A 24,138-nucleotide genomic window follows, 5' to 3' on the forward strand; every position below is an offset into this window, starting at 1 on the left:
TTCGCCCCTGTCAGTCCTCGCCGTCGAGGCGGAGCTCGAGGCTCAGCTCGTCGGCGTCGAGTTCGGCGAGGGCATGCCGGAGGACCGCGGTGCTGTACGCCCCGCCCGAAGACAGCTCTGTGAGCCGCTGTCGCATCGCCCGGATGAGCACGAGCCGCAGTTCGAGCGTGTCGCGCACGAGCGCGGTGGTGTCGTCATCAGGTGGGCGGGTGTACCGGTCGCCGACCCGCGCGATGAGCTCCGGCGGGAAGCTCTCCCCGTCGCGCCGTGCGAGCGTCTCCTCCGCGAGGGCCGCGGCCGCGGCATCCCGCAGCTCCTGATCCAGCCGCAGCCGCTCCTCGCGCCCGACGGTCTCGTCACCCTCGCCGTCGAGGCCGAGCATCCGCACCACCCAGGGGAGCGTCGAGCCCTGCAGCAGGAGGCTCCCGACCGCGACGAGGAAGGCGACGAAGACGAGCAGGTCGCGCGACGGGGTCTCGGCCGGGAGGGTCTGCGCCGCCGCAAGGGTCACCACCCCTCGCATGCCCGCCCACACCATGATCGTGCCGTGCCGCCACCCGAGCGGGGTCGTGCGGTGGTACTCGAGGTCTTCGATGAACCGCAGCACGCGTGGTCGCGCACGCGCGGGCACCCGGTCGGGCCAGGTGCGGACGCGGGGAAGATGCGTCGCCGCGCGCCGCGCGCGACGCGACTCACCCCACACGAGGACCGAGACGAACACCACGCGCGCGGCGAGGATGATGAGGAGGGCCGTCGCGGCGAGGAAGACGGCCCGCTCCAGGCCGCCGCTTCCGTCGGCGGACACCGAGTCCCAGAGGTCCTTCACCTCGAGCCCCATGACGAGGAACACCGCGCCCTCGAGGACGAGCTCGACGGTGCGCCAGTTCAACTCGTCCGAGAGGCGCTGCTCGGGAGTGAAGCGGCGCGCCGCGCCCTGCCCGGTGACGATCCCGGCGACGACCGCGGCAACGAGGCCCGAGCCGCCGAGAGCCTCGGTGGGAAGGTAGGCCACGAACGGCACGACGAACCCGACGGTGGTGTTGGCCGCGGGATTGCGCACGAGCGCGCGCACGCGAAGATTGACGTAGCCGATGACCGAGCCGACGACGATCGCGACGACCACTCCCCAGAGGAACGCCCCGACGATGCCGCCCTCGGGCACCGACCCCGTGACCGCGGCGGCGACCATCGTGCGAAGGATCACCAGGGATGTGGCGTCGTTGAGCAGACTCTCGCCGTCCAGCCACGTGGTGACGCGTCGGGAGATGCCGAGCCGTTTCGCGATGGAGGTCGCCACCGCGTCGGTGGGGCTCAGGATCGCGCCGAGCGCGATCGCGAGATACAGATCGAGCCCAGGGATGACGGCGTGGAAGAAGAAGCCGAGCGCGACGGCGCTGACGAGCACGAGCAGCACGGCCAGCCCCGAGATGGGTCGCACGTCGCGGCGGAACTCGATCGCGGGAAGCGACACCGCCGCCGAGTACAGCAGAGGCGGCAGCACGCCCACGAGGATGACCTCGGGGTCGAGCTCGAACGGCGGCACGAAGGGCAGCAGACTGACGCCGAGCCCGAAGAGCACGAGCAGCAGGGGCCCGGCGAGCCGGAGCCTCGGACCGAGCGCCGTCGCCCCGGCGATGACGAGCACCGTCACCGTGGCGATGACGATGACCTCGATCACGGCAGGAGGCCCAGACTCCGCACGGCGTCGCGCTCGGCGACGAGCTCGTCCACCGACGCGTCGATGAGCCGCCGTGACCGTTCGTCCACTCCCAGATCGGCGACGACCCGGTAGCCCGAGCCGTCGGAAGAGACCGGGAACGAGCAGATGAGACCCTCCGGCACCCCGTACTCGCCGTGCGAGACGACCGCCGCCGACGTGCGGAAGCCGCCGAGCACGTCGCTGCGGACGTGCTCGATCGTGGCGTGGGCGGCCGAGGCGATCGACGACGACCCGCGCACCTCGATGATCTCCGCGCCGCGGCGCGCGACCCGGGGGACGAACTGGTCATCGAGCCACGCGATCGCGTCGTCCGCACCGCCGAGCCGCTCGGCCAGCGCGTCGATGACCGGGCGACCGGCGACCGTGGCGTGGGACACGTCGGGGTACTGCGTGGCCGAGTGGTTCCCCCACACGATCACCCCGTCGATGTCGCGCGGGTTCACCTCGAGAGCGGCGGCGAGCTGGCCGACGGCGCGGTTGTGATCGAGGCGGGTCAGAGCGGTGAAGCGCTCGGGAGGGATGTCGGGGGCCCACGACTGCGCGATGAGGGCGTTGGTGTTCGCGGGGTTGCCCACCGTCACCACGCGGACGGCGTCGTCGGCGACGTCGTTCAGCGCCGCGCCCTGCGGGCCGAAGATCCCCGCGTTCGCGGCGAGGAGGTCGGCGCGCTCCATGCCGGGACCGCGGGGCCGGGCGCCGACGAGCAGGGCGATCTCGCATCCGTCGAACGCCGTGCGCGGGTCATCCGAGATCTCGACCCCGGCGAGGAGGGGGAAGGCGCAGTCCTGCAGCTCCAGGGCGGCGCCCTCGGCGGCGCGGAGTCCCGCGGGGATCTCCAGCAGTCGCAGGTTCACCGGTCGCTCCGGGCCGAGCATGTCGCCGGCGGCGATGCGGAAGAGCAGCGCGTAGCCGATCTGCCCTCCGGCGCCGGTGAGGGTGATCGTCGTCGCGCGCATGGCTCCGAGCATAAGGCCGCGCGGCGTCGTCCCGTGAGGAAGGGGCCAGGGGCGGTACCGTGAGCAGATGACGTTCAATGAGAACGCACAGGTCGGCGGGAACACGGCTCGACGGCGCGGCGGAGGACTCGCTCTCGCCGGTGGCGGCGTGGCCGGTATCGGGGCGATCGCCGTGCTGCTGCTGAACCTGTTCACGGGCGGAGACTTCTCCGGCCTTCTCGGCGGCGGCGGCGTGCCCGGGGTCTCGGGCGGCGAGGGCAGCGAGATCGCGTCGTGCGAGACCGGTGCCGACGCCAACCGCAACGACGAGTGCCGCCTGGCGGCGGGGTCGCTCGTGCTCGACCAGTACTGGGCGGAGCAGGTCGAGGGCTACCGCCAGCCGCAGCTGATCATCGTCGACCAGTCCACCTCGTCGGCGTGCGGCACGGCGTCGAATGCGACCGGGCCGTTCTACTGCCCGCCCGAGGAGACGGTGTACATCGACCCCACCTTCTTCGGGCTCCTGCGCGAGCGGTTCGATGCGAGCGCCGGTGAGCTCGCCCAGCTCTACGTGCTCGCCCACGAGTACGGCCACCATGTGCAGAACATCACCGGCATCACCCAGCAGAACCCCGACAACGGCACCGGCCCCGACAGCAACGGCGTCCGCATCGAACTGCAGGCCGACTGCTTCGCCGGCGCATGGGTGGCGGCGATGACCGACTACGTCGACGAGAACGGCGTTCCGTTCCTGCTCGAACCGACGGGCACCCAGATCACCGATGCGCTGAACGCCGCCGCCACGGTCGGCGACGATCACATCCAGCAGGAATCCGGGGCGCCGGTGAACCCCGAGAGCTGGACGCACGGGTCGAGCGAGCAGCGGCAGCGCTGGTTCGCCGCGGGCTACCAGGGGGGCGTCAGCGCCTGCGACACCTTCGCGGTGTCGGGGAGCGAGCTGTGATGAGCGGCCCGGCGCACCTCGACGGCATCCTCTATCCCCCCATCGAGCCCTACGCGACCGGCGAGCTGCTCGTCGGCGACGGCAACCGCGTCTACTGGGAGGAGAGCGGGAACCCCGACGGCAAGCCCGTGGTGTTCCTGCACGGCGGCCCGGGGGCCGGCACCTCGCCCTGGCACCGGCGGTTCTTCGACCCCGAGCGCTACCGGATCGTGCTCTTCGACCAGCGCGGCTGCGGTCGCAGCACCCCGCACGCGTCGGCGCCCGAGGCGGATCTGCGGTTCAACACCACCTGGCACCTCGTCGCCGACATCGAACTGCTGCGGCGGAACCTCGGGATCACCCGCTGGCAGGTGTTCGGCGGCTCGTGGGGGAGTGCGCTCGCCCTCGCCTACGCCGAGACGCACCCCGAGGCTGTCACCGAGGTGGTGCTGCGCGGCGTCTTCACGCTTCGCCCCCACGAGCTGGAGTGGTTCTACGAGGGGGGTGCCGCGGCGATCTTCCCCGACCTCTGGGAGGACTATCTCGCCCCGATCCCGGTCCTCGAGCGCTCCCGGATGATCGAGGCCTACTGCCGACGGCTCTCCGACCCCGACCCGGCCGTGCACGTGCCGGCGGCGAAGGCGTGGACGCGATGGGAGGCGGCGACCCTCACCCTCCGCCCCGACCCCGACCTCGTCAGCACGATGACCGACGAGGTCGCGGCGACCGCCTTCGCGCGCATCGAGAACCACTTCTTCATGCACGGCGGATGGTTCTCCGAGGAGCAGCTGATCCGTGGCGCGACGGCGCTCCGCGACATCCCGGGGGTCATCGTGCAGGGAAGGTACGACGTCTGCACGCCCGTCATGACCGCGTGGGACCTGCACCGGGCGTGGCCGGAGGCGGAGCTCGTGATCGTCGACGACGCGGGGCACTCCGCCTCCGAACCGGGGATCGCCGCGGCGCTGCGCGCGGCGACCGACCGGTTCGCGAGGGACGACATGGCCGTGTCGGCGGACGTCACCGACTGAGCATCAGGCCGTGAAGGGCACGCTCCCGGCGCTGCAGTACGACCCCGGCGAGTGCACGACGTGCGCGATGCGCAGCTCGGCGTCGACATCGTCGCCCACCCGGGGCGCGAGGTCGGGCGAGATCCGCCAGTCGAACGCTTCGGCATCGGGGTTCTGCCGCGCGTGCTCGCGCAGTCCCAGGGGCACGAGCCGTAGGCGTCGGTCGACCCACTCCGCGTCCCAGGGGCCCTCGCGGAGGATCTGCTCGGCGGCACGGAATTCGTAGTAGATCGTCCGGCGCAGGCGATTGCCGGTCACGGCCTCCGACCCGTGGACGATCATCACGTCGTGCACGAGCACGTCGCCGGGGTTCAGCTCGACCTGGATGACGCCGGGTGCGTTCCACCCGTACTCCTCCTGCAGCTGGCAGACGTCGACCGGGGCGAGGTGGGAGCCGGGCGCGACGCGAAGGGCGCCCTCGCCGGCGCGGGAGGCGTCGAGGTAGACGTCGATGTTGAAGATGCGGTGCGTGCGGGGGTGCACCGCGTCCTGGTGCCAGTCGATCGCCTGAGCGGCTTCATCGGATCGCTCCTCGCCGGCGACCTGGTGCTGGTGTCGGAGGGAGCGGGCCTCGCGCTCGCCGAGCGTGCGGAGCTGTGGGCCGGCGCCCTGGCGGACGAGCCCGGCGACGCCGAGCGGCGCGCGGCCGAGCTCGAAGTCGAGGCACTCCTGCGGCGGATCGCCGCGCGTCGCACGGAGGTCGCCCCGGGGCATCCGGGGGTCAAGGGCACCGCCGGCGAGATGGCCGTCTTCATCTCGGAACGCTCGGCCGACGACCTGCGGGTGGAGGATGTCGCCCGGCAGGTGCACCTGCATCCGCAGTACGCCATGACGCTGTTCCGGCGGGCGCTCGGCATCACGATCGGCGAGTACCTGCTGCAGTGCCGGGTCGCGCGGGCGCAGCGACTGCTGCTGACGACCGACATGCCGATCACCGAGGTCGGCTTCGCCGCCGGGTTCGGCTCGCAGAGCCAGTTCTACGCGCGATTCCGCGATCGCTGCGGCGAAGCGCCGGCCGCCTACCGGCGGCGGCTCGCCGGTGCCTGACGAGCTGCGGAGATTCGCGCCACCTTCGGAGCCGACCCCGGCACCACGTCCGACGTTCGCGCGAATCTCCGAAGCTGGAGGGGATTCGTGGTGGGGCGCGGGTGGAGAGGCGACGCTCAGGCGTCGAGGAGCCGCCACTCGGAGAAGAAGTCGCGCACCGTCTTCTCGCCGAGGTCACGGCGCACGGTCTCGAGCAGGCGGCTCGCCTCGGCGTCGGTGCCGGCGTTCACCCGCAGCACGGGGGCATCGCTGTCGGAGCGCACCACCACGAGGTCGAAGGTCGGCGCGGCGAGGTCGTCGCCCCCGCCGATGACGGCCAGTGCGAACGCACCGAGGTACTTCGCCGCGCGCTTCAGCGGCGACGGATGCCGCACCTCCAGCCGTGCCTCGAGCACGCGCGCCGCGAGGGTGTGGTCGTCGAGGTTCACGCCGACTCCCGCCACACCGTCTCGCACTCGAGCATCACCTCGGCGCCGCCCGGCGCGCCGGCGATGCGTTCGAGCACCAGCCGTGCCGCCTCGGCGCCCAGCCGCGCGGCGGGCTGGCGCACGGTCGACAGGGCGGGCAGGGTGCGTCGCGCCCACGCCGAGTCGTCGAAGCCGACCACGCCGACATCCTCGGGCACGCGGCGCCCCGCCGCGCGCAGGGCCTCCACCGCCCCGGCGGCGACGGCGTCGGATGCGGCGAAGATGCCGTCGATGTCGGGTGAGCGCGCTAACAGCGCCTGCATGCCCTCCCTCCCCGCCGAATACGAATACAGCGGCACGGGTTCGACCAGGGTCTCGTCGAACCGGTCGCCGAGCGCCTCGCGGAATCCGGCGAGGCGATCCGAGCCCGAGTCGCGGTCGAGCGCCGCGGCGATCATGCCGATGCGCCGGCGGCCCGTCTCGACCAGGCGGGAGGTGATGGCGCGCGCCGACCCACGGTTGTCGATGACCACGAACGACGCCGAGGACGCCCCCGGCGGGTGCCCGACGTACGCCGCCGGCAGCTGCAACCGCTCCACGACGCGCGTGATCGGGTCATTGGCGCGGGCGGAGACGATGATCACTCCGTCGACGAAGCCGCCGGAGAGGTACCGCGCGACGCGGTCGGTGTCCCGTCCGGTGTCAACGATGAGGACGGCCATCTGATGGTCCGCCTCCGAGAGGGCGGCGTTGGCGCCGAGCAGGATCTCGCCGATGTTCGGGTCTTCGATGAACAGCGAGTGCGGTTCGTGGACGATGAAGCCGACCGCCTGACTGCGCTGCATCACCAGGTTGCGCGCCGCGGTGTTGGGCACGTACCCCACCTTCGCGATCGCCGCCTCGATCGCCTCGCGGGCCGTGGCGGAGACGTAGCGGTCGCCGTTGACGTAACGGCTGACCGTGCCCCGAGACACCCCGGCCTCCTGCGCCACGTCATGCACGGTGGCGCGCTTCGGGCGCACGGGCGGAGTGGTCACGAGGCCACTGTAGCCCTCGACGTCGAACTTTCCGCTTGACAGCCGGCCCGCGGAAATGTCAGTGTGTGTACGTTCACAGACTCTCGACGAGGAGTTGTCGTCCGGGAAACTGTGCACGTTCACACAGCAACCGCTCGCAACACCCCGTACTTCTGGAGATCTGTGGACCACCTCGCAACGACGCTCCCCCCGCAGAGCGACGACGCGCTTCTCACCGAGATCGCCGCGTCGCCGGCTCACCCGCGCTTCGCGCACCAGGGTGTCGCCTTCGGCTGCGACTACAACCCCGAGCAGTGGACGCCCGAGGTGTGGCGCGAAGACGTCGCCCTGATGCGCGAAGCCGGGGTCGACCTCGTCGCGATCAACGTCTTCGGCTGGTCGGCGCTGCAGGGCCCCGACGGTGCCTTCCGCTTCGACGAGCTCGACGAGGTCGTCTCGCTGCTGCACGACAACGGCATCCGCGTGAACCTCGGCACCGGCACGTCCTCCCCGCCGCCCTGGCTGACCACGCGGCATCCCGAGATCCTGCCCGTGATGGACGACGGCACCACCCGCTACCCCGGGGGCCGCCAGGCCTGGTGCCCGAGCTCTCCGGTGTTCCGCCGGTATGCGCTCGCGCTCGTCGAGGCCGTCGCGGCGCGATACGGATCGCACCCCGCGGTCGCCCTGTGGCACGTCTCCAACGAGCTCGGATGCCACAACGCCGAGTGCCACTGCGCCGAGTCGACCCGCGCCTTCCGCCGGTGGCTGCGCGCGAAATACCGCACGATCGACGCTCTGAACGCGGCGTGGGGCACGAGCTTCTGGAGCCAGCGGTACAGCGATTTCGACGAGATCCTCACGCCGCTGCGCACCGTCTCGACCCGCAACCCCGGCCAGGTTCTGGACTACCGCCGCTTCTGCAGCGACGAGGTGCTCGGCCACTATCGCGCCGAGCGTGACGTGATCCGCCGCCACAGCGGCATCCCGGTCACCACCAACTTCATGGTCACCGCCCACATCGACGCCTTGGACTACTGGACCTGGGCGCCCGAGATGGACGTGATCGCCAACGACCACTACCTCGACTCGCGCCTGGCCGACCCGCTCGCCGAGCTCGCCTTCACCGCCGACCTCACCCGGGGGCTCGCCGGTGGCGACCCGTGGCTGCTCATGGAGCACTCCACCGGTGCGGTGAACTGGCAGCCGGTCAACCTCGCCAAGGCGCCCGGCCAGATGACCCGCGATTCGCTCTCGCACGTGGCGCGCGGCGCCGACGCCGTCTGCTACTTCCAGTGGCGCGCATCGCTGCAGGGGTCGGAGAAGTTCCACTCGGCGCTCCTCCCTCACGCCGGCACCGACACCGCGCTCTGGCGCGAGGTGCGCGAACTCGGCGCCCTCATCGGCCGCCTCGACGAGGTGGCGGGCACCACCGTCACCGCCGACGTCGCGATGCTCTTCAGCTGGGAATCGTGGTGGGCCGCCGACGCCGAGAACCGCCCGAACCACGCGCTCGGCTACCTGGACCAGGTGCACGCGATCTACGGCGCGCTCCGCGACCTCGGCCACACGGTCGACGTGGTCCGGCCCGGAGCCGACCTCTCGCGGTACCGTCTCGTGGTCGTCCCCGGCCTGCACCTCATCTCCGACGCCGACGCCCGCGCGCTCGACGGCGCCGCGGCCACCGGCACCCACGTGGTCGTCACCTTCTACAGCGGCATCGTCGACGAGAACGACCGGGTCCGCCCGGGCGGCCACCCCGGAGCCTGGCGCGACCTGCTCGGCATCCGCGTCGAGGAGTTCGCCCCCGTCCATCCCGGCACGACGGTCACGCTCGACACCGGCGCCACCGCGACGATGTGGACCGAGCGGATGTCGGTGACCGACGCCACAGTCGTGGCACGCTTCGCGGACGGGCCGTCGGCGGGGCTCCCGGCGATCACCCGGCGCACCGGCGGATCCGCCGGCAGCGGCGACGCGTGGTACATCGCGACGCTCCTGGACGCGCCGGCCCTGCGCGACCTGCTCGAGACCGCCGTCGCGGCGGCCGGCGCGAGCCCCGAGCCCGGCGCCGGACGCGGAGTCGAGATCATCCGTCGCCGCGGCGCCGACCGCGCCTACCGCTTCGTCATCAACACCACCGACCGACCCGTCGAGGTCGACGCGGTCGGAGACGATCTCGTGACCCAGAGCCGCGCGACGGGGACCATCGTCGTTCCCGCCGGCGGCGTCCGTGTCATCCGTGAGCAGCCGACAGAGGAGACGGCATGACCACTTCGCCATCCATCGCCGGCCTGGCCGGCACGGTCGCGGCGCCCGACGCGCCGGTGCAGAAGCGCAAGCGCCCGCGCGTGCAGAACCCGTGGGCGATCGTCGCCTTCGTGTCGCCGTTCGCGCTGGTCTTCACCCTCTTCTACGTCATCCCCATCGGCTACGCCGTGTGGCAGTCGCTGCTCGTCGTCGAGCGAGAGGGCACGTTCGGCGAGGCCCGCGAGGTCTTCGGCGGGTTCGCGCAGTACGCGCTGGTGTTCCAGAACGCCGAGTTCTGGTCATCCGTGGGCCGGGTGTTCCTCTTCGGGGTCGTCCAGGTGCCGGTGATGCTGGGGCTGGCGCTTCTGTTCGCCCTGCTGCTGGACTCGCCGCTGCTGAAGGGGAAGAAGTTCTTCCGCCTGGCGTTCTTCGTGCCCTACGCGGTGCCCGGCGTCATCGCCGCGATCATGTGGGGCTTCCTCTACTCCCCGAACCTGTCCCCCTTCGAGGCGGTGACCAGCCAGGTCGACTTCCTCTCCTCCGACCTGGTGCTGTGGTCGATCGCGAACGTCGTGACGTGGGTGTTCGTCGGCTACAACATGCTGATCATCTACTCCACGCTCCTGGCGATCCCGGGCGACATCTACGAGGCCGCGCGGCTGGACGGCGCGGGGCAGGCGAGGATCGCGTGGTCGATCAAGATCCCGCTCATCCGCCCCGCCCTCGTCCTCACCGGGGTGCTGTCGATCATCGGCACGCTGCAGCTGCTGGCCGAGCCGCAGACCTTCCGGGCGTTCAGCTCGGCGGTCACGAGCAGCTACACCCCGAACATGACGATCTACGCCACGAGCTCGATCCCGAACGTGTCGCTGGCGGCGGCGTTCTCGGTGGTCCTGGCTCTTGCGACCTTCGTCCTGTCCTTCACGTTCCTGCGCATCACCCGGCGGAAGGCGGCGGCGTCATGAGCACGACGACCACGATGACGGCCGTGAACCCCACGGCGTCGCGCCGCCGGAAGAGCGGCGGACAGGATGCCACGGGGCGCGGACCCCGCGAGGGCGTCATCCCCCGCACCGCCGCCTTCATCGTCATGGGGGTCTTCACCCTCTACTTCCTGACGCCCATCTGGTGGCTGCTCATCGCCTCGACGAAGGACCGCGGCGACCTGTTCAGCACCAACCCGCTGTGGTTCGCCGACTTCCGCTTCTTCGAGAACGTCGGTGCCCTCGTCGCCTACCGCGACGGGGTGTACCTCCGGTGGCTGCTGAACAGCCTGCTGTACGCCGGTGTCGGTGCCGTCGTGGCGACCCTCCTGGCGTCGATGTGCGGATACGCGCTGGCGAAGTACCGGTTCCCGGGCCGCGAAACGCTCTTCAACGTCGTGCTCGGCGGTGTGCTCGTGCCCGCGACCGCACTCGCGCTGCCGCTCTTCCTGCTCTTCAGCCAGGTGCAGCTGACCAACACCTTCTGGGCGGTGTTCCTCCCGAGCATCGTCAGCCCGTTCGGTGTCTATCTGAGCCGCGTCTTCGCCGAGGCATCCGTCCCCGATGAGCTGCTCGAGGCGAGTCGCCTCGACGGCGCCGGGGAGATCCGGACCTTCTTCACGGTGTCGATCCGGCTGATGTTCCCGGCGCTCGTGACGGTGTTCCTCTTCCAGTTCGTCTCCATCTGGAACAACTTCTTCCTCCCGCTGATCATGCTGCGCAGCGAAGAGCTGTTCCCGGTCACCTACGGGCTCTACGCCTGGAACTCCACGATCAACCAGTTCCCGGAGCTGCGCACCTTCGTGCTCGTCGGCTCGCTGCTGTCGATCGTCCCCCTGATCATCACGTTCCTGCTGCTTCAGCGGTATTGGCGTACGGGCCTCGGCACCGGCGCGCTGAAGTGACACCCCCCAGCCCGGGCAGCAACCCGGGCACCCACCACCGAGAGAAGGAAACAATGCGTTCAACGAAACGAGCGGCCGCCGCAGCCCTGCTCACCGTGTCCGCGCTCGCCGTCGCCGGCTGTGCGGCCGGCGGAGGCTCGAGCAGTGGAGGCGACGCCGCCTCCTGCGAGCCGGCCGGCGAGGATGTCACCCTCACGTTCACCTCGTGGATCCCGGGCATCGAGGATGCCGTCGCGATGTGGAACGAGGAGAACCCCGACATCCAGGTCGAGGTGCAGACGGGCCCGTCGGGCAACGCCGGCACATACCAGAACTTCTTCAACCAGCTCGAGGCGGGCAACGCTCCCGACCTCGGTCAGATCGAGTACGACGCGCTGCCGAACTTCCGCGTGCAGGACGGTCTTGTCGACCTCGGCGCGTGCGAGGACGTGCTCGCCGCCGAGGACCAGTTCCTCGACTGGACCTGGGGCCAGGTCACGCTCGGCACCGAGGACGAGGTGTACGGCATCCCCCAGGACCAGGGCCCGATGGCGCTGTTCTACCGCAGCGACCTGTTCGAGCAGAACGGCATCGAGGTTCCGACCACGTGGGAGGAGTACCGCGAGGCTGCGGTGAAGGTGCGCGAGGCCGGTGGCTACATCACCAACTTCTCCGACAGCGACATCAACCAGTTCGCCGGCTTCGTCTGGCAGGCCGGCGGTCAGTGGTTCGAGAACGACGGTGACGCCTGGACGGTGAACCTCACCGGCGAGGAGTCGACGACGGTCGCCGACTACTGGCAGGACCTCATCGAGAACGACCTGGTCTCGACCTACCCGGCCTGGACCGACGAGTGGAACAACGCCTACAACTCGGGCGAGGTCTGGACCTGGAACTCGGCCGTGTGGGGCGCGAACTCGATCCTTTCGGGTGCCCCCGACACCTCGGGCAACTGGTCGGTGGCCCTGGCCCCGCAGTGGAACGCCGGTGAGGAGAAGGCCGGCAACTGGGGCGGATCGTCCATCGCCGTCTTCAACGGCACCGAGCACCTGTACGAGGCGGCGAAGTTCGCGCTGTGGCTGAACACCTCGGAAGAGGCGCTCACCTCGCTCAACGAGACCGCTCAGATCTACCCCGCCACCACCGCCGGCCTCGAGCTGCCGGTGCTGAAGGAGGGCGTGGAGTTCTACGGTGGCCAGCCGATCTACGACGTCTTCGCCGAGGCCGCGACCCAGGTCGACCCCAACTTCACCTGGGGCCCGACCATGACGCAGACCTACGGTGACGTCTCCGACGGCTTCAAGGCCGCCGCGCAGGGCAACGGCACGCTGCTCGAGGCGCTCGAGGAGGGCCAGGCGGCCACGATCTCGACGCTCGAGGCGCAGTCGATCCCCGTCGCCGAGTAACCCACTGCACGACCCCGGCGCGGCCCGATCCGCGCCGGGGGCCGCGGCCCCTCTCGCCGGGGGCCGCGGCCCGACGAGCCCACCCTTTCCCGCGTGTCGCCCGTCCTCTCGCGAGGACGCCGCGGCGGGCGGGATCGGGTGGGCTCGTTTGCGTCGGCGCGTTCGTTGCGTCGAAGTGGCGCAGATGGTGACCTTGGCCGGGTGAGGGTCGCCATCTGCGTCACCTTCGTCTCGAGCTCCGCCGCGAAAGTGGCGCAGATGGTGGGCTTGGCCGGGTGAAGGTCGCCATCTGCGCCACCTTCGTCGCCTGGGTCACCTGCGTCGCTGCCGGATGCCGCGGAGCGGCGAGGTGGCGAAGATGGTCGCGCATGCGACCTGTCGGCGACCATTCGTGCCACGTCGACCCGCGCGGGTTGATCGAGGTGGCGGAATTGGTCGGGTTTGGTGGCCTCGGGCGACCATCTGTGCCACCCCGATCCGCGCCCGGTGATCGACGTGGCGGAATTGGTCGGGTCTGGCGGCGACGGGTGACCATTCGTGCCACTTCGATCCGCGCCGGTTGATCGAGGTGGTGGAAGTGGTCGGGTTTGGCGGCCTCGGGCGACCATCTGTGCCACCCCGATCCGCGCCCGGTGATCGAGGTGGCGGAATTGGTCGGGTCTGGCGGCGACGGGCGACCATTCGTGCCACCCCGATCCGCCCCGTTGATCGAGGCGGCGCTTTCGGTGGGGGTCGGCGTCGGCGGCGACGGGCGACCATCCGACCGACGAAGCCGACCACACGGCACCCGCCCGCCCGCGCAACCCCCGCACGACGGTGCCCGCGGGCGGGCAGAATGACCGCATGAGGCTCGTTCGCGCAGGACTGTACCTGGTGCAGGCGATCGTCGTCGGCGTCGTGATCACGGTGACCGCCATGCCGGCCACCGGTGAAGTCACCGCCCGCCTGGGGGGAGCGGATGTCGCGATCGCGACCGTCCACGCCGGGTGGGCCGCGGTGGTGCTCCTCGCCCTCGGCGGGCTCGTCGACGTCGCCGTCGCGCGCATCGACCCGCTCGCCACACGCGCGCGCCTGGTCACCTGGATCGGGTGGTCGCAACTGTCGGGCGTCGCGGTCTTCCTCATCGCGCAGCTGAACGGCATCACCGAACTGACCACCCTCGTCGCGCTCTACGCCCTGACCGCCGGCGCTGTCATGATGCTCGCCCTCGACGGCGCTCTCGTCGCCCCGCGCATGGCCGGTCCCGACCTCGAGCCCGCCCCCGCCCACACACCCGCCTCCACTCACACACCCGCCCCCACCCCCGCCCCTACATCCGCCCACGCCTCCGACGCCCCGACGGCGCCCCGCGGCATCCGGGGTCTTCGGCGCCCCGCGGCGCTGGCGGCCGTCATCGGCATCGTGCCCTGGGGGCTCATCGCATTCGCGCAGATCGGCGGCGGCATCGTCGGCGACCCGGTCGGAGTCTGGACGCGGGTCGTGACCCTCGTCGTGCTGGCGCTGTCGATCGCGGTGTCGTTCCGCGGCTGGTTCCGACCAGCCGACGCGGACGCCCCCGGCATCCTGCCTCTCCTCGCGACGAGCGCGCTCGCGTGGGGCGTGGTCGCCGCGCTCGGCTAGGCCCGGAACGCCCGCAGAAGCGTCACCGCGAGCGCGGGCCACCGCCGGTGCATCCGGAACCGCGTGAACCCTTCGCTCACCGTCGCCCCCGTGCGCGACGACACGAACCACGGCGGCTTCGGCAGAACCGAGAACCGGCCACCCCGCACGAGCGCGGTGAGAGACCGGGGGAAGGGCCGGAAGGGCCCCCGGGCGACCGAGCGCTCGACATCATCGAGCAGGAGCGCGTTGTGCACGATGCCGATGCCGCTTCCGACGTCCTGGAGGGTGCTGCCGGGGAACGCGCTCCAGGTGAGGGTCGGGGTGAGGAAGACGAACGCCGTCCACGCGTTGATCGCGATCGCGCCGTAGCGCAGGTCGGCGATGGCCCGTTCGAAGCCGTCGCCGAGGGCCGCCTCGGTCGCGGGATCGATGAGGATGTTGGCGCCGAGCGTTCCGGTCAGTCGCTCGTTCGCGTGGGCGACCGCGGCGTCGAGGAAGTCCTGACCGAGACCCGGGAGCGTCATCACACCGAGGACGGGTGCGAAGTACTCCGTCTCCTCGATCGGACCGGGAACCGCACCCGCCTCGGTCTCGACGAGCAGCCGGGTGCGGTCGCCGCACCACATCGCGTCGGGATAGGCCGCCGCGGCGGCATCCATCCGTTCCGAACTCCCCGGATACCAGGGCATCCGCGCGGTCGCCTCGTCGTACGCGCGGCGGAGCGCCGCGAGGAACTGCGCGCGCTGGGGCCAGTCGCGACTGAGGAGCACCACCTGACCGGCGATGCAGTTGTGTCCGGCGTTCTGCAGCCGCATGGTCGCGATGTGCTCGGCCTGATACCGGATGTCGGCAGCCGACCATTCGCCGGGCACCACGATGATCGGCGAGACCCCGCCGAGCTCGGCGGTGATGGGCTTCTTCAGCGCCGGGCGGTTCTCGCGGCGACGGCGACGGGCCTGCGGTCCGTCGCCCCAGACGATCCGCTCGAAGGTCGATGCCGACCCGGTGATGTGCACGTGGTCGATCCCGGGGTGCGCGGTGAGGGCGGCCCCCACGTCGGGGCCGCCGGCGATGACGCGCAGGAAACCCGGTTCGATCAGCGGCGCGAGCGCGCGCGTGAAGATCGGCAGCAGCGTCTCCTGCGTGGGGTTGAGCTTGAGCATCGCCACCCTGTTGTGCGCGAAGAGCTCGTACAGCACGTCGGCGACAGGGATCGAGGTGACGTTGCCGGCGCCGAGCACGAGCCCCACCCCGCCCGGGGTGCCGGGGGAGCGCTGCGCGAGGCCCGCTCCCGCCCGAGCCTCGGACTCGGTGACCCCGGGTTTCAGCCACACCTCGCCGGTGAAGCCCGACAGCAGCAGGGCGTCGATCGCGCGGAGCGGGAAGGCGGCCACCCGCACCCGATCACCGGGCGCGGGGGTGATCCGCACCCCGTCGAGCGGGTTGATCCCCCGCGCGAGCCGGCGGAGCGTCGCGGCCAGGGCGTCGACGAGCTCGATCGCGCCGTACGGGCCCGAGAGCCACTCCTCGCCGCGGAGGGGATGGCGGGCATCGAGACCCTTCGACCGCGCCGCGGCGGCGGCCCACTCGGGCGCCGCGTCGCTGATGCTCGCGTGCAGCCGATCGAGAAGGCGAGCCCGCTGCGAGAGGGTCAGCGCGACCCAAGCCCGTGATCCGTCGCGCAGGTCGTCGAGGGCGACGTCGATGTCAGGTGCCGGCACGCGCCCAGCCTAAGGCGCGGTGCGGGCGCTGGTGGCGAGCGCATCGGCGACCGCCCGCATGCCCGCCAGGGTCTCGGCGAAGCTCGTCGACAGCGGCGACAGTCCGATGCGCAGGCCTCCCGGGTCGCGGTAATCGGGGATGACGTCGTTCTCCCAGAGCCGCGCCGTCACGGCGCGCATCTGCGGATGCCGCAGCGTCACGTGCCCGCCCCGCTCGGCCGCGTCGCGCGGTGACCCGAGGGTCACGCCGAAGGGCGCGAGCAGGTCGTCGGCGAGGTCGACGGCGAAGCCGGTGAGCGCGCGCGACTTCTCGCGGATCGGCCCGATCCCCGCCTCGTCGATCATCGCGAGGGTGTCCTGCATCGCGAGCATCCCGATGATCGGCGGGGTTCCCGAGAGGAACCGGCCCATGCCCTCGGCGGGTTCGTAGCGCGGACCCATCGAGAAGACGTCGGCCGCGCCCATCCACCCCTGGATCGGCTGGGTGAGCTCGGACTGCAGCCGCGTCGTCACGTAGGCGAACGCCGGCGAACCCGGGCCGCCGTTGACGTACTTGTAGGTGCAGCCCACCGCCAGGTCGGCGCCCCACGCGTCGAGCTCGACGGGAACGGATCCGGCCGAGTGGCAGACATCCCACAGCAGCAGCGCACCGGCGTCGTGGGCGATCGCGGTGAGCGCAGGGGCGTCGGCCAGGTGCCCCGAACGGTAGGCGACGTGCGACAGCACGACGAGCGCGGTCGCCGGGCTCACCACGGCGCGGAGCTGATCCGGGGTGACCCCGGCGGCGGTGTCGACCTCGATCCAGCGGATCGTCGCGCCCCGCTCGGCGGCGATCCCCTCGACGAGGAACCGGTCGGTGGGGAAGTTGTCGGTGTCGATGACGATCTCGACCCGGGCCGGATCCCGGCGGCGCTGGTGATCGACAGCGGCGCGCATCAGCTTGTACAGCAGCACGGTGGTCGAATCGCCCACGACCGTCTGCCCTGGCGCCGCACCGAGGGTCACCCGGCCGATCTCGTCGCCGACGGCATAGGGGAGGCGCATCCACGACTCGTCCCACCCGCGGATGAGTCGCCCGCCCCACTCCTCGGTGACGAAGCGGGCGAGCCGGTCGGCGGTCGCCCGCGGCGGCCGGCCCAGGGAGTTGCCGTCGAAGTAGACCAGCGAGGTCTCGGATCCGACGAACCGGTCGCGGAACCCGCGGAGCGGGTCGGCGGCGTCGAGAGCGGATGCCGCGGCATCCCAGTCCTTCGTGCCGGCACGCCCGTGGGGGTCAGTCATCGTCGTCCTTCCTGTCGGCGCTGTCCGTTCCGTCGTCGACCGCGGGGATCAGGTCCTCGGTCGGCACGACGCTCGCCGAGGCGAGCCAGTCGGCCAGGGCGTCGAGGTCGTCGGCGCCGCCTGGCGGCCGGCCGCGCAGGAACGTGCGCACCTCCGGCAGCGACGCGGTGCCGGGCCACGGGTCGGTGAGCGCGGCGACGAGGGCCGGCCCGTCGCACCCGGCCGAGATGAGCGCGCGGAGCTCGCGCGGGTTCACCCCGAGCGGCAGCTCGCCGTTGCCGAGGTCGGTGCCGTAGACGACGCGGCCGCCGGCCGCGCGGAACGCCCGGAGGTTCTCGCGGGCGAGACCTGCCGCGTCGGCGTCCTCGCGGTGGATGTCGAGGGTCGAGATCCACACCTGTGCGGCGGCCGCCCGGGCGACGAGGCCCTCGTCGAGCCGCTCGGTGAACGGGGTGTGGGCGAGGGCGTCGACCCCGGCGTCGAGGGCGCGCCGCGTCATCCCGTCTCCTTCGACGTGAGCGACGACGACGAGCCCGGCAGCGTGCGCCGTCTCGACGATCGTCGTCACGGCGTCGTCGGGTAGGGGGCGCTCGTGGTGCAGGACGATCTTGATGACGGATGCTCCGGCGAGCCGTTGCTCGTCCACCGCCGTCGCCGCGCCTCCGGGGCGTCCGACCTGGGGGGAGGGATCGGTGATCTGGCGAACGATGGCGGGCGGAGCCCACTCGCGACCGGCGGGGTAGCCGCCGAGGGTCGTGAGGAAGGCGCCTGCGTAGGTCACGTGCGGCAGAGCGCCCGCGGGGCGGGAAGCGAGCGTCGCGGGGTCGCCGCCGAGGTCGACCACCGCCGCGATCCCGCCGAGCGGCAGACGCTCGCCGTCGATGAGGTGCAGGTGCACGTGGTGATCGACGAACGCGGGGAGGGAGATGCCCTCCTCATCGGTGAGGGCGCGGCGGACCGGGGCGGCGTCCGGACCGAGCAGTGCGCGCAGCGCGGGCAGCGCGGGCAGCGCGTCAGGATGCGGCATCGGGCACCTCGGTGCGGACCGCCCAGAGCTCGGGAAAGAAGGTGAGGTCCAGGGCGCGGCGCAGGAACGGCACCCCGCTCGACCCGCCCGTTCCTGTCTTGCCGCCGATGATGCGCTCGACGGTCTTCAGGTGGCGGAAGCGCCAGAACTGGAAGTTCTCCTCCAGGTCGACGAGCTCTTCGCACGTCTCGTACGCGGCCCAGTGCGTCGCGGTGTCGGCGTAGATGCCCGTGAAGACCGGCACGAGCTCGGGCGTGAAGGTCCACGCCTGGGTGACGTCGCGGTCGAGGATCTCGCTCGGGATGTTGTAGCCGGTGCGCGCGAGGAGTCGGAGGAACTCGTCGTAGAGGCTCGGCTGCTCGAGTGCGGTGCGGACGAGCTCATGCGCGGTCGGGTCGGCGTCGAACACCTTCAGGACCGCCGCGTTCTTGTTGCCGAGGGTGAACTCCACCGCCCGGTACTGCGCCGATTGGAAGCCGCTCGCCTTCCCGAGGACGCCCCGGAACTGGGCGTACTCGGTGGGGGTGAGGGTCGCCAGCACCGACCATTGCTCGGTGAGGGTGCGCTGGATGTGCTTGACCCGCGCGATGCACTTCAGTGCCGGGGCGAGTTCGTCTTCGCGCAGCAGTCGGCACGCCTCGGCGAGCTCGTGCAGCACGAGCTTCAGCCACAGCTCCGTGGTCTGGTGCTGCACGATGAACAGCAGTTCGTCGTGGTGCTCGGGGTCGCTCAGCGGCAGCTGCGCCGAGAGCAGGGTGGGAAGTTGCAGATAGCCGCCGTAGCTCATCCGGTCGGAGAAGTCGGTCTCGACCGTGGGCTCCAGGGGTCGGGTGTTGCGCTCGACCGTCACTCCGTCAGCCTAGCCAGTCGCGGGGGGTCGGCCGCGGGTCGGGCGCGGGGCGGGTGAGCGCGACGCGACGCGCGGGGTGCAGGGCGGGTCGGGTCGGGCGGTCAGCGGACCGTGACCAGCACCCGCTGCCATCCGGTCGATCCGTCAGGGGCGATGGGCGCCCGCTCCTGGATCTGGGTTTCGCCGTCGCGATCGACCGCGCGGACGGCGACGTAGTGGGTGCCGGCGGTGGCGTCCCAGTCGAGGAACCACTGCACCCAGGTGTCGTCGTTGATCGGGGTCGACAGCGTCGCCTGCTGCCAGGGGCCGTCGTCGATGCTCAACTCCACCCGCTCGATGCCGACGGTCTGAGCCCACGCCATGCCGGCGATGGGCGTGCGCCCGGCGGGGATCGGAGTGCCGGTGCGCGGGGTGTCGATGCGGGAGGAAAACTTGATCGGCGCCTCGGCGCTGTACCCGCGGGGGGTCCAGTAGGCCTCGTCCTGCGCGAAGGTCGTCACGGTCAGCTGGGTGAGCCACTTCGTCGCCGAGACGTACCCGTAGAGCCCGGGCACCACCATCCGCACCGGGAAGCCGTGCTCGAACGGCAGGGGTTCGCCGTTCATCCCGACGGCGAGGATCGCGTCGATGCCGTCGTCGGTGACGGCGCTGAGCGGCGTGGACGCGGTGTACCCGTCGACGCTGCGCGAGAGCACCATGTCGGCGCCCGCCTGGGGGCCGGCCATCCGCAGCACGTCGCGGAGCGGGACGCCGAGCCAGACGGCGTTTCCGACGAGCCCGCCGCCGACCTCGTTCGACACGCACGTCAGGGTGACGGCGTACTCGTCGAGCCCCATCGCGACGAGGTCGTCGAAGCTGAGCTCGACGGGGGTGTCGACCATGCCGTCGATGCGCAGCCGCCAGGTCGCGGGGTGGATAGAGGGGACCGTCAGCGCGGTGTCGACGCGGTAGAAGTCGTCGTTCGGAGTGATGAGGGGCGACAGGCCGGGGATGTCGAAGCTCGCCCCGTCGGGGATCGTCACCGTCGTGCGGGGTGCGGGGAGGGCCAGCTCTTCGCGGACGGCGGCGAGCGAGGAGGTCGCGGCGTTGACCACCCGGGAGCCCGCGCCGACGACGACCGCCGCCGCCGCGGTGAGGACGCTCGCGCGGAGGAAGGCGCGCCGATCGACCGAGCCGGGCCGTTCGGCGACGGTGTTCTGCGGGTTCGTGGGTGCGGCGTCGGTCTGCGCGCTGGCGGGAGCGGTCGCGCGCGGCGCGCGCCACCGGCGCAGACGGTTGACGAGCAGGATGAGGGCGAGGATGCCGGCGACGGTGCCCACGAGCGGCGGCAGGACGCTGAGCGGTGTCGCGCCGGCGCGCGTGAGCGTTGCGGCGCCGGAGAGGATGCCCGCCAGCGCGAGGGCGGCGACCCCGAGCGGCGGCCGGACGTACTGCAGAATGCCCGCCGCTGCCGCGGCGACGAGCACGCCGCATCCGATCCCGATCAGCAGCACGACCTTGTCGGCGTCGCCGAAGGTGGAGATCGCGAACTCCTTGATCGGCTGCGGGACGATGTCGATGAGGAACGACCCGACCGCGAGGATCGGGCTCGCGCTGCGCGCGACGATGAGGGCGACGAGTTCGGCGGCGGCGAGGAACGCGGCGGCGGCGATGATGCCGGATGCCGCGGCCCACCCGATCGGGCGACGTGCGGTCGACGTGGTCATCCGGGCCCCTTCCGCTGTACGGCCTGACCTCACCTGTTCGTCGCGGGAGGGGGATCGGATGGTCCGCGGGTGCGCCCCGCGGCGCACGCTGCGCATCCCCGCCACGTCGCGCACGCGCCCGCGTCGCTCGGTGGGCGCGTTTGGTGCCCGGGGGCGGCCGTTTGCGTCAGGCGAGGTGTGCCGGTGGGGAGCTGCGGGGTCAGACGAGCGCGAGCTCGCGCAGCTTCGCCTCGACGTCGGCGTTGGAGGGCTCGACGTGGTGCGACGCGTCGGGGTAGACGACGACGGGGATATTCGTGCGCCCCGAGATCTCGCGCGCGACGTCGGCGGCCTCGGGCTGCGCGACGAGGTCGATGTAGGTGTAGGCGACGCCCAGCTCATCGAGTTGCTTCTTGGTGCGGATGCAGTCGCGGCACCAGTCAGCGCCGAACATCGTGATGGGGGTGGCGTTGTCGGTCATGCGTCCATCCTTTCGTGCCGACCATGGACAACGCCTGAGCGGGTCCGCCGCATTCCCCAGGCCCGCGCGCAGGCCGCGGGCGATCATGCGACGATGGTCGGCAGTGCAGCTCACGATCATCGTCCCGACGTTCAACGAAGCTCCGAACATCCCGGAGCTGGTTGCGCGCGTCTCGGCGGCGGTCGAGGGCATCGAGGCCGAGATCATCGTGGTCGACGACAGCACCGACGACACCCCCGCCGTGGTCGAGGATGTCGCGCGCAGCGCGACGCTTCCGGTGCGGCTGATCCACCGCGCGAAGCGCACGGGGGGCCTCGGGGGCGCGGTCACGGCGGGCCTGAAGGCCGCCGCCGCGGACGCGTGCCTGGTGATGGACGCCGACCTGCAGCATCCGCCGGAGAAGATCCCCGAGCTCTACCGCCGCTTCATCCAGGGCGACGTCGACGTGGTCATCGCCTCACGCTACGCCGGCGGCGGCACCTCCGGCGGCCTCGCCGACCGCACCCGCGTGCTCGTCTCGAGCGCGTCGACCGCGCTGACCAAGGCGATGTTCCCCATCCGGCTGCACGAGGTCACCGACCCGATGACGGGATTCTTCCTCATCGACCGCCGCTCCGTCGACCCGGCGACGCTGATACCGCGCGGGTTCAAGATCCTGCTCGAGATCCTCGCCCGCCGCCCGCTGCGCATCGCCGAGGTGCCGTTCGATTTCGCCGAGCGTCACGCGGGCCGGTCGAAGGCCTCGTTCCGGCAGGGCCTGCACTTCCTCGCGCAGCTAACGGCGCTGCGCTTCGGCAAGATGTCGCTGTTCGCCCTCATCGGCGGGCTCGGGGCGATGGCGAACCTCGCCATCATGTGGGTGCTGATCCAGTTCGGCGTCGGCTACATCGTCGCGGCCGTCATCGCCGCTGAAGCGACGATCATCGGCAACTTCCTGCTGCAGGAGCGCTTCGTCTTCCATGACATGAAGCACGAGGCATCCGGTGTCTGGACCCGCTTCGCGAAGTCGTTCGCTTTCAACAACGCCGAGGCGCTGATCCGCATCCCGGTGATCGCGCTGCTGGTGGAGACCTGGCACATCTCCAGCGTCATCGCCGCCGGGATGACCCTCGTCGTCGCCTTCCTCGTGCGCTTCATGTTCCACTCGCTGGTCGTCTACGCCCCTCGGCGGGCGGGAGCCCCCAGCCGCGCGCGGCAGTTCGTCGACGAGCTCGACGCGCAGGCGATGTCGCCCGGCGAGCTCTGACGCCGCGGACCTTCCGTGGTGCGGCGCGGTGGTCCGCACTGCACGCCGTGCTGTTCCCCGCTCGCGCGGCGCTGATCCGCGCTCGCGCGGAAATCCGCATTCACGCGGACGATTCGGGCCCCTTTGATCCGCGTGCGCGCGGAAATCCTCGCGAGCGCGGAAATCCTCGCGAGCGCGAAGACGGGGATGCTGTGTGTCGGGGTCCGCGCTGGGCTGCTGGCGCAGCACGAATCCTCCCTCGCGCGGAGATCCGCGTTCACGCGGACGATTCGGGGCCCTTCGATCCGCGTGAGCGCGGAAATCCTCGCGAGCGCCGAAATCCTCGCGAGCGCGAAACCAGACGTGCGCTCTGCCCCACGTTGGCGCAGAGCACGACTCAGCCGATCAGGTTCACCAGCGCGTCGAGACCCATCCCGTAGTTGATGCGGATGGTGGGGAGGGCGAGCTTGTCGGTGCCGATCGTGACGTATCCCGGCTCGATGGTGCGGGCCATCTCGAAGCCCGCCTGGCGCAGGCCCTCCTTCGCGGTGTCGTTGTAGTGCCCGAAGGGATAGGCCATCACCTCCTTGACCCCGAGAACCTGAGCGGATGCCTCCATGTCGGCCACGATCTCAGGCACGGCGTAGTTCGTGATCCGCCCATCGCCGTTCGCCCCGGCCTGGTGCATGTCGTGCGTGTGCGAGCGACGCAGCACGTACGGCGAGGGCGCGGGGTCCTGCCGATAGGCGGTGATCATGAACGAGGTCGACAGCACCTGGTACTTGTCCACCACCGGCACCGCGAGGTCGAACCAGGTCTGGTCGGCATCGTCGTCGGTGACGATCACCGAACGGTTGGGAAGCCACAGCCGCCCGTCGATGAAACCGCTCAGCTCGTCCCACGTCGGAAGGTAGAAACCCCCGGTGGCGACGTGATTCATGTGCGCGTCGAAGTCGCCGATGTACGCGTAATTGCCGCGCAGCCACCCGCTCTCACCCTCGGGGTTGGTGGTGAACTGGTGGTACATGAGGATCGGGATGCGCGCGTCTTCGGCGGCGTTCTCCTCGGGGGTCTTCCACGCCCCGTGCAGGGTCACCTGGCGGTCGGTGCAGGCGACCATCTCCGACCCGTTGATCCGGGCGGGCACCGCGAACGCCGCGGCATCCTCGGGGGTGGCGTACCACCCGGCGAAGACCGCGCCCTCGCGCCCCGGGATGGGCAGCCCGGCGTACAGCGTCCCCTGCGTCTGCAGGATCGGCGCCTGATCGACGCCGTCGCCGGCGAAGCTCACTGCGCAGGCATTCGGGTCGTCCGTGCTGGCGAGCAGTGTCTCGACGGGGGTGAGCGGGGTCGGTTCGGGCGTGGGCTCGGCCGAGATCCCGGGGTCGCGGGGAGTGCCCGCGTCGGCGACCGGCGTGCCGGCGCCACGGGTGAGGGCGGCGATCGTGACGGTCGCGACCAGGACGACCACGAGCACCGTAGCCGCGATCGTGGCCACCAGCCGTCGCCGACGCCGCACGCGGGCGCTGGCCCGACGCCTTCCCGATCGACCCACCAGCGACATCGCCCGCCCCCTTCGCAGCGCCCCCGCGCCGAAGGAATCGT

The 24,138-nt window shown here is 71.3% G+C and carries 21 protein-coding genes; 9 read left to right on the forward strand and 12 right to left on the reverse strand.

Annotation, left to right across the window (positions count from 1 at the left end):
- Positions 1 to 10 precede the first annotated feature (10 nt).
- Both MA875_RS15135 and MA875_RS15140 read right to left on the reverse strand, forming a co-directional pair.
- Positions 11 to 1,678, reverse strand: coding sequence for a cation:proton antiporter (locus MA875_RS15135; RefSeq protein WP_308221540.1), 1,668 nt, complete (start codon positions 1,676 to 1,678; stop codon positions 11 to 13).
- A complete protein-coding gene (locus tag MA875_RS15140) occupies positions 1,675 to 2,676 on the reverse strand; it encodes a malate dehydrogenase (RefSeq protein ID WP_248243091.1) in 1,002 nt (333 codons plus the stop codon). Before MA875_RS15140 ends, MA875_RS15135 begins: the two co-directional genes overlap by 4 nt.
- A gap of 67 nt (positions 2,677 to 2,743) precedes the next feature.
- Between MA875_RS15140 and ypfJ the strand changes: the two genes are divergently transcribed.
- Both ypfJ and pip read left to right on the forward strand, forming a co-directional pair.
- Positions 2,744 to 3,619: a KPN_02809 family neutral zinc metallopeptidase gene (ypfJ, locus tag MA875_RS15145; RefSeq protein WP_248243092.1), complete on the forward strand. Its 876-nt coding sequence runs from the start codon at positions 2,744 to 2,746 to the stop codon at positions 3,617 to 3,619.
- Positions 3,619 to 4,629, forward strand: coding sequence for a prolyl aminopeptidase (gene pip / locus MA875_RS15150; protein ID WP_248243093.1), 1,011 nt, complete (start codon positions 3,619 to 3,621; stop codon positions 4,627 to 4,629). Before ypfJ ends, pip begins: the two co-directional genes overlap by 1 nt.
- Positions 4,630 to 4,632: 3 nt before the next feature.
- On the opposite strand, the gene MA875_RS15155 is transcribed toward pip, so the two are convergent.
- On the reverse strand, positions 4,633 to 5,484 hold the full coding sequence (locus MA875_RS15155) for a phytanoyl-CoA dioxygenase family protein (protein WP_308221541.1): 852 nt from the start codon (positions 5,482 to 5,484) through the stop codon (positions 4,633 to 4,635).
- Between MA875_RS15155 and MA875_RS15160 the strand changes: the two genes are divergently transcribed.
- Positions 5,410 to 5,715 (forward strand): helix-turn-helix transcriptional regulator, encoded by a 306-nt coding sequence (locus MA875_RS15160; RefSeq protein ID WP_248243095.1) that lies wholly within the window; start codon positions 5,410 to 5,412, stop codon positions 5,713 to 5,715. The genes MA875_RS15155 and MA875_RS15160 overlap by 75 nt on opposite strands.
- Before the next feature lie 116 nt (positions 5,716 to 5,831).
- Here MA875_RS15160 and MA875_RS15165 read toward each other — a convergent pair whose 3' ends face one another.
- Both MA875_RS15165 and MA875_RS15170 read right to left on the reverse strand, forming a co-directional pair.
- Positions 5,832 to 6,143: a hypothetical protein gene (locus MA875_RS15165; RefSeq protein ID WP_248243096.1), complete on the reverse strand. Its 312-nt coding sequence runs from the start codon at positions 6,141 to 6,143 to the stop codon at positions 5,832 to 5,834.
- A complete protein-coding gene (locus tag MA875_RS15170) occupies positions 6,140 to 7,159 on the reverse strand; it encodes a LacI family DNA-binding transcriptional regulator (protein ID WP_248243097.1) in 1,020 nt (339 codons plus the stop codon). Before MA875_RS15170 ends, MA875_RS15165 begins: the two co-directional genes overlap by 4 nt.
- A gap of 219 nt (positions 7,160 to 7,378) precedes the next feature.
- Here MA875_RS15170 and MA875_RS15175 point away from each other — a divergent pair, with 219 nt between their 5' ends.
- From MA875_RS15175 to MA875_RS15195, 5 genes are all read left to right on the forward strand, one after another.
- Positions 7,379 to 9,409, forward strand: a complete 2,031-nt coding sequence (locus MA875_RS15175) for a beta-galactosidase (RefSeq protein ID WP_248243165.1) — start codon at positions 7,379 to 7,381, stop codon at positions 9,407 to 9,409.
- On the forward strand, positions 9,406 to 10,353 hold the full coding sequence (locus tag MA875_RS15180; RefSeq protein WP_248243098.1) for a carbohydrate ABC transporter permease: 948 nt from the start codon (positions 9,406 to 9,408) through the stop codon (positions 10,351 to 10,353). The genes MA875_RS15175 and MA875_RS15180 overlap by 4 nt, the downstream gene beginning before the upstream one ends.
- Positions 10,350 to 11,276, forward strand: coding sequence for a carbohydrate ABC transporter permease (locus tag MA875_RS15185; RefSeq protein WP_248243099.1), 927 nt, complete (start codon positions 10,350 to 10,352; stop codon positions 11,274 to 11,276). Before MA875_RS15180 ends, MA875_RS15185 begins: the two co-directional genes overlap by 4 nt.
- Before the next feature lie 53 nt (positions 11,277 to 11,329).
- Positions 11,330 to 12,661 carry an ABC transporter substrate-binding protein gene (locus tag MA875_RS15190; protein ID WP_248243100.1) on the forward strand — a complete coding sequence of 444 codons (1,332 nt, stop codon included), beginning with the start codon at positions 11,330 to 11,332 and terminating at the stop codon, positions 12,659 to 12,661.
- 843 nt (positions 12,662 to 13,504) lie between these two features.
- Positions 13,505 to 14,281 (forward strand): hypothetical protein, encoded by a 777-nt coding sequence (locus MA875_RS15195; protein WP_248243101.1) that lies wholly within the window; start codon positions 13,505 to 13,507, stop codon positions 14,279 to 14,281.
- Here MA875_RS15195 and MA875_RS15200 read toward each other — a convergent pair.
- The 6 genes from MA875_RS15200 to MA875_RS15225 all read right to left on the reverse strand — a co-directional run bounded on the left by MA875_RS15200 (position 14,278) and on the right by MA875_RS15225 (position 21,308).
- A complete protein-coding gene (locus MA875_RS15200) occupies positions 14,278 to 15,984 on the reverse strand; it encodes an aldehyde dehydrogenase family protein (protein WP_248243102.1) in 1,707 nt (568 codons plus the stop codon). The two genes, MA875_RS15195 and MA875_RS15200, sit on opposite strands and share 4 nt — an antisense overlap.
- Positions 15,985 to 15,993: 9 nt before the next feature.
- Positions 15,994 to 17,265, reverse strand: coding sequence for a kynureninase (locus MA875_RS15205; protein WP_248243103.1), 1,272 nt, complete (start codon positions 17,263 to 17,265; stop codon positions 15,994 to 15,996).
- A complete protein-coding gene (locus MA875_RS15210) occupies positions 17,258 to 18,292 on the reverse strand; it encodes an amidohydrolase family protein (protein ID WP_248243104.1) in 1,035 nt (344 codons plus the stop codon). The genes MA875_RS15205 and MA875_RS15210 overlap by 8 nt, the downstream gene beginning before the upstream one ends.
- Positions 18,279 to 19,142 carry a tryptophan 2,3-dioxygenase gene (gene kynA, locus MA875_RS15215; RefSeq protein ID WP_248243105.1) on the reverse strand — a complete coding sequence of 288 codons (864 nt, stop codon included), beginning with the start codon at positions 19,140 to 19,142 and terminating at the stop codon, positions 18,279 to 18,281. The genes MA875_RS15210 and kynA overlap by 14 nt, the downstream gene beginning before the upstream one ends.
- Positions 19,143 to 19,243: 101 nt before the next feature.
- Positions 19,244 to 20,848: a molybdopterin-dependent oxidoreductase gene (locus MA875_RS15220; RefSeq protein WP_248243106.1), complete on the reverse strand. Its 1,605-nt coding sequence runs from the start codon at positions 20,846 to 20,848 to the stop codon at positions 19,244 to 19,246.
- 199 nt (positions 20,849 to 21,047) lie between these two features.
- A complete protein-coding gene (locus tag MA875_RS15225) occupies positions 21,048 to 21,308 on the reverse strand; it encodes a glutaredoxin family protein (RefSeq protein ID WP_248243107.1) in 261 nt (86 codons plus the stop codon).
- A 103-nt stretch (positions 21,309 to 21,411) separates the two neighbouring features.
- On the opposite strand from MA875_RS15225, the gene MA875_RS15230 reads away from it, so the two are divergent.
- Entirely contained in the window at positions 21,412 to 22,554 is a 1,143-nt protein-coding gene (locus MA875_RS15230) for a glycosyltransferase (RefSeq protein WP_248243108.1), read from the forward strand.
- 376 nt (positions 22,555 to 22,930) lie between these two features.
- Here MA875_RS15230 and MA875_RS15235 read toward each other — a convergent pair whose 3' ends face one another.
- Positions 22,931 to 24,031: a polysaccharide deacetylase family protein gene (locus MA875_RS15235; RefSeq protein ID WP_248243109.1), complete on the reverse strand. Its 1,101-nt coding sequence runs from the start codon at positions 24,029 to 24,031 to the stop codon at positions 22,931 to 22,933.
- Positions 24,032 to 24,138: the final 107 nt, after the last annotated feature.

This window comes from Microbacterium kunmingense (genome assembly GCF_023155745.1).
GTDB lineage: Bacteria > Actinomycetota > Actinomycetes > Actinomycetales > Microbacteriaceae > Microbacterium > Microbacterium kunmingense.

Coding starts and splice junctions, on each gene's coding strand:
- MA875_RS15225 (WP_248243107.1), bottom strand. CDS start 21,308: ATGACCGACAACGCCACCCCCATCACGATGTTCGGCGCTGACTGGTGC.
- MA875_RS15140 (WP_248243091.1), bottom strand. CDS start 2,676: ATGCGCGCGACGACGATCACCCTCACCGGCGCCGGAGGGCAGATCGGC.
- MA875_RS15185 (WP_248243099.1), top strand. CDS start 10,350: ATGAGCACGACGACCACGATGACGGCCGTGAACCCCACGGCGTCGCGC.
- pip (WP_248243093.1), top strand. CDS start 3,619: ATGAGCGGCCCGGCGCACCTCGACGGCATCCTCTATCCCCCCATCGAG.
- MA875_RS15180 (WP_248243098.1), top strand. CDS start 9,406: ATGACCACTTCGCCATCCATCGCCGGCCTGGCCGGCACGGTCGCGGCG.
- MA875_RS15195 (WP_248243101.1), top strand. CDS start 13,505: ATGAGGCTCGTTCGCGCAGGACTGTACCTGGTGCAGGCGATCGTCGTC.
- ypfJ (WP_248243092.1), top strand. CDS start 2,744: ATGACGTTCAATGAGAACGCACAGGTCGGCGGGAACACGGCTCGACGG.
- MA875_RS15160 (WP_248243095.1), top strand. CDS start 5,410: ATGGCCGTCTTCATCTCGGAACGCTCGGCCGACGACCTGCGGGTGGAG.
- MA875_RS15155 (WP_308221541.1), bottom strand. CDS start 5,484: ATGCAGGTGCACCTGCCGGGCGACATCCTCCACCCGCAGGTCGTCGGC.
- MA875_RS15210 (WP_248243104.1), bottom strand. CDS start 18,292: ATGCCGCATCCTGACGCGCTGCCCGCGCTGCCCGCGCTGCGCGCACTG.
- MA875_RS15205 (WP_248243103.1), bottom strand. CDS start 17,265: ATGACTGACCCCCACGGGCGTGCCGGCACGAAGGACTGGGATGCCGCG.
- MA875_RS15220 (WP_248243106.1), bottom strand. CDS start 20,848: ATGACCACGTCGACCGCACGTCGCCCGATCGGGTGGGCCGCGGCATCC.
- MA875_RS15190 (WP_248243100.1), top strand. CDS start 11,330: ATGCGTTCAACGAAACGAGCGGCCGCCGCAGCCCTGCTCACCGTGTCC.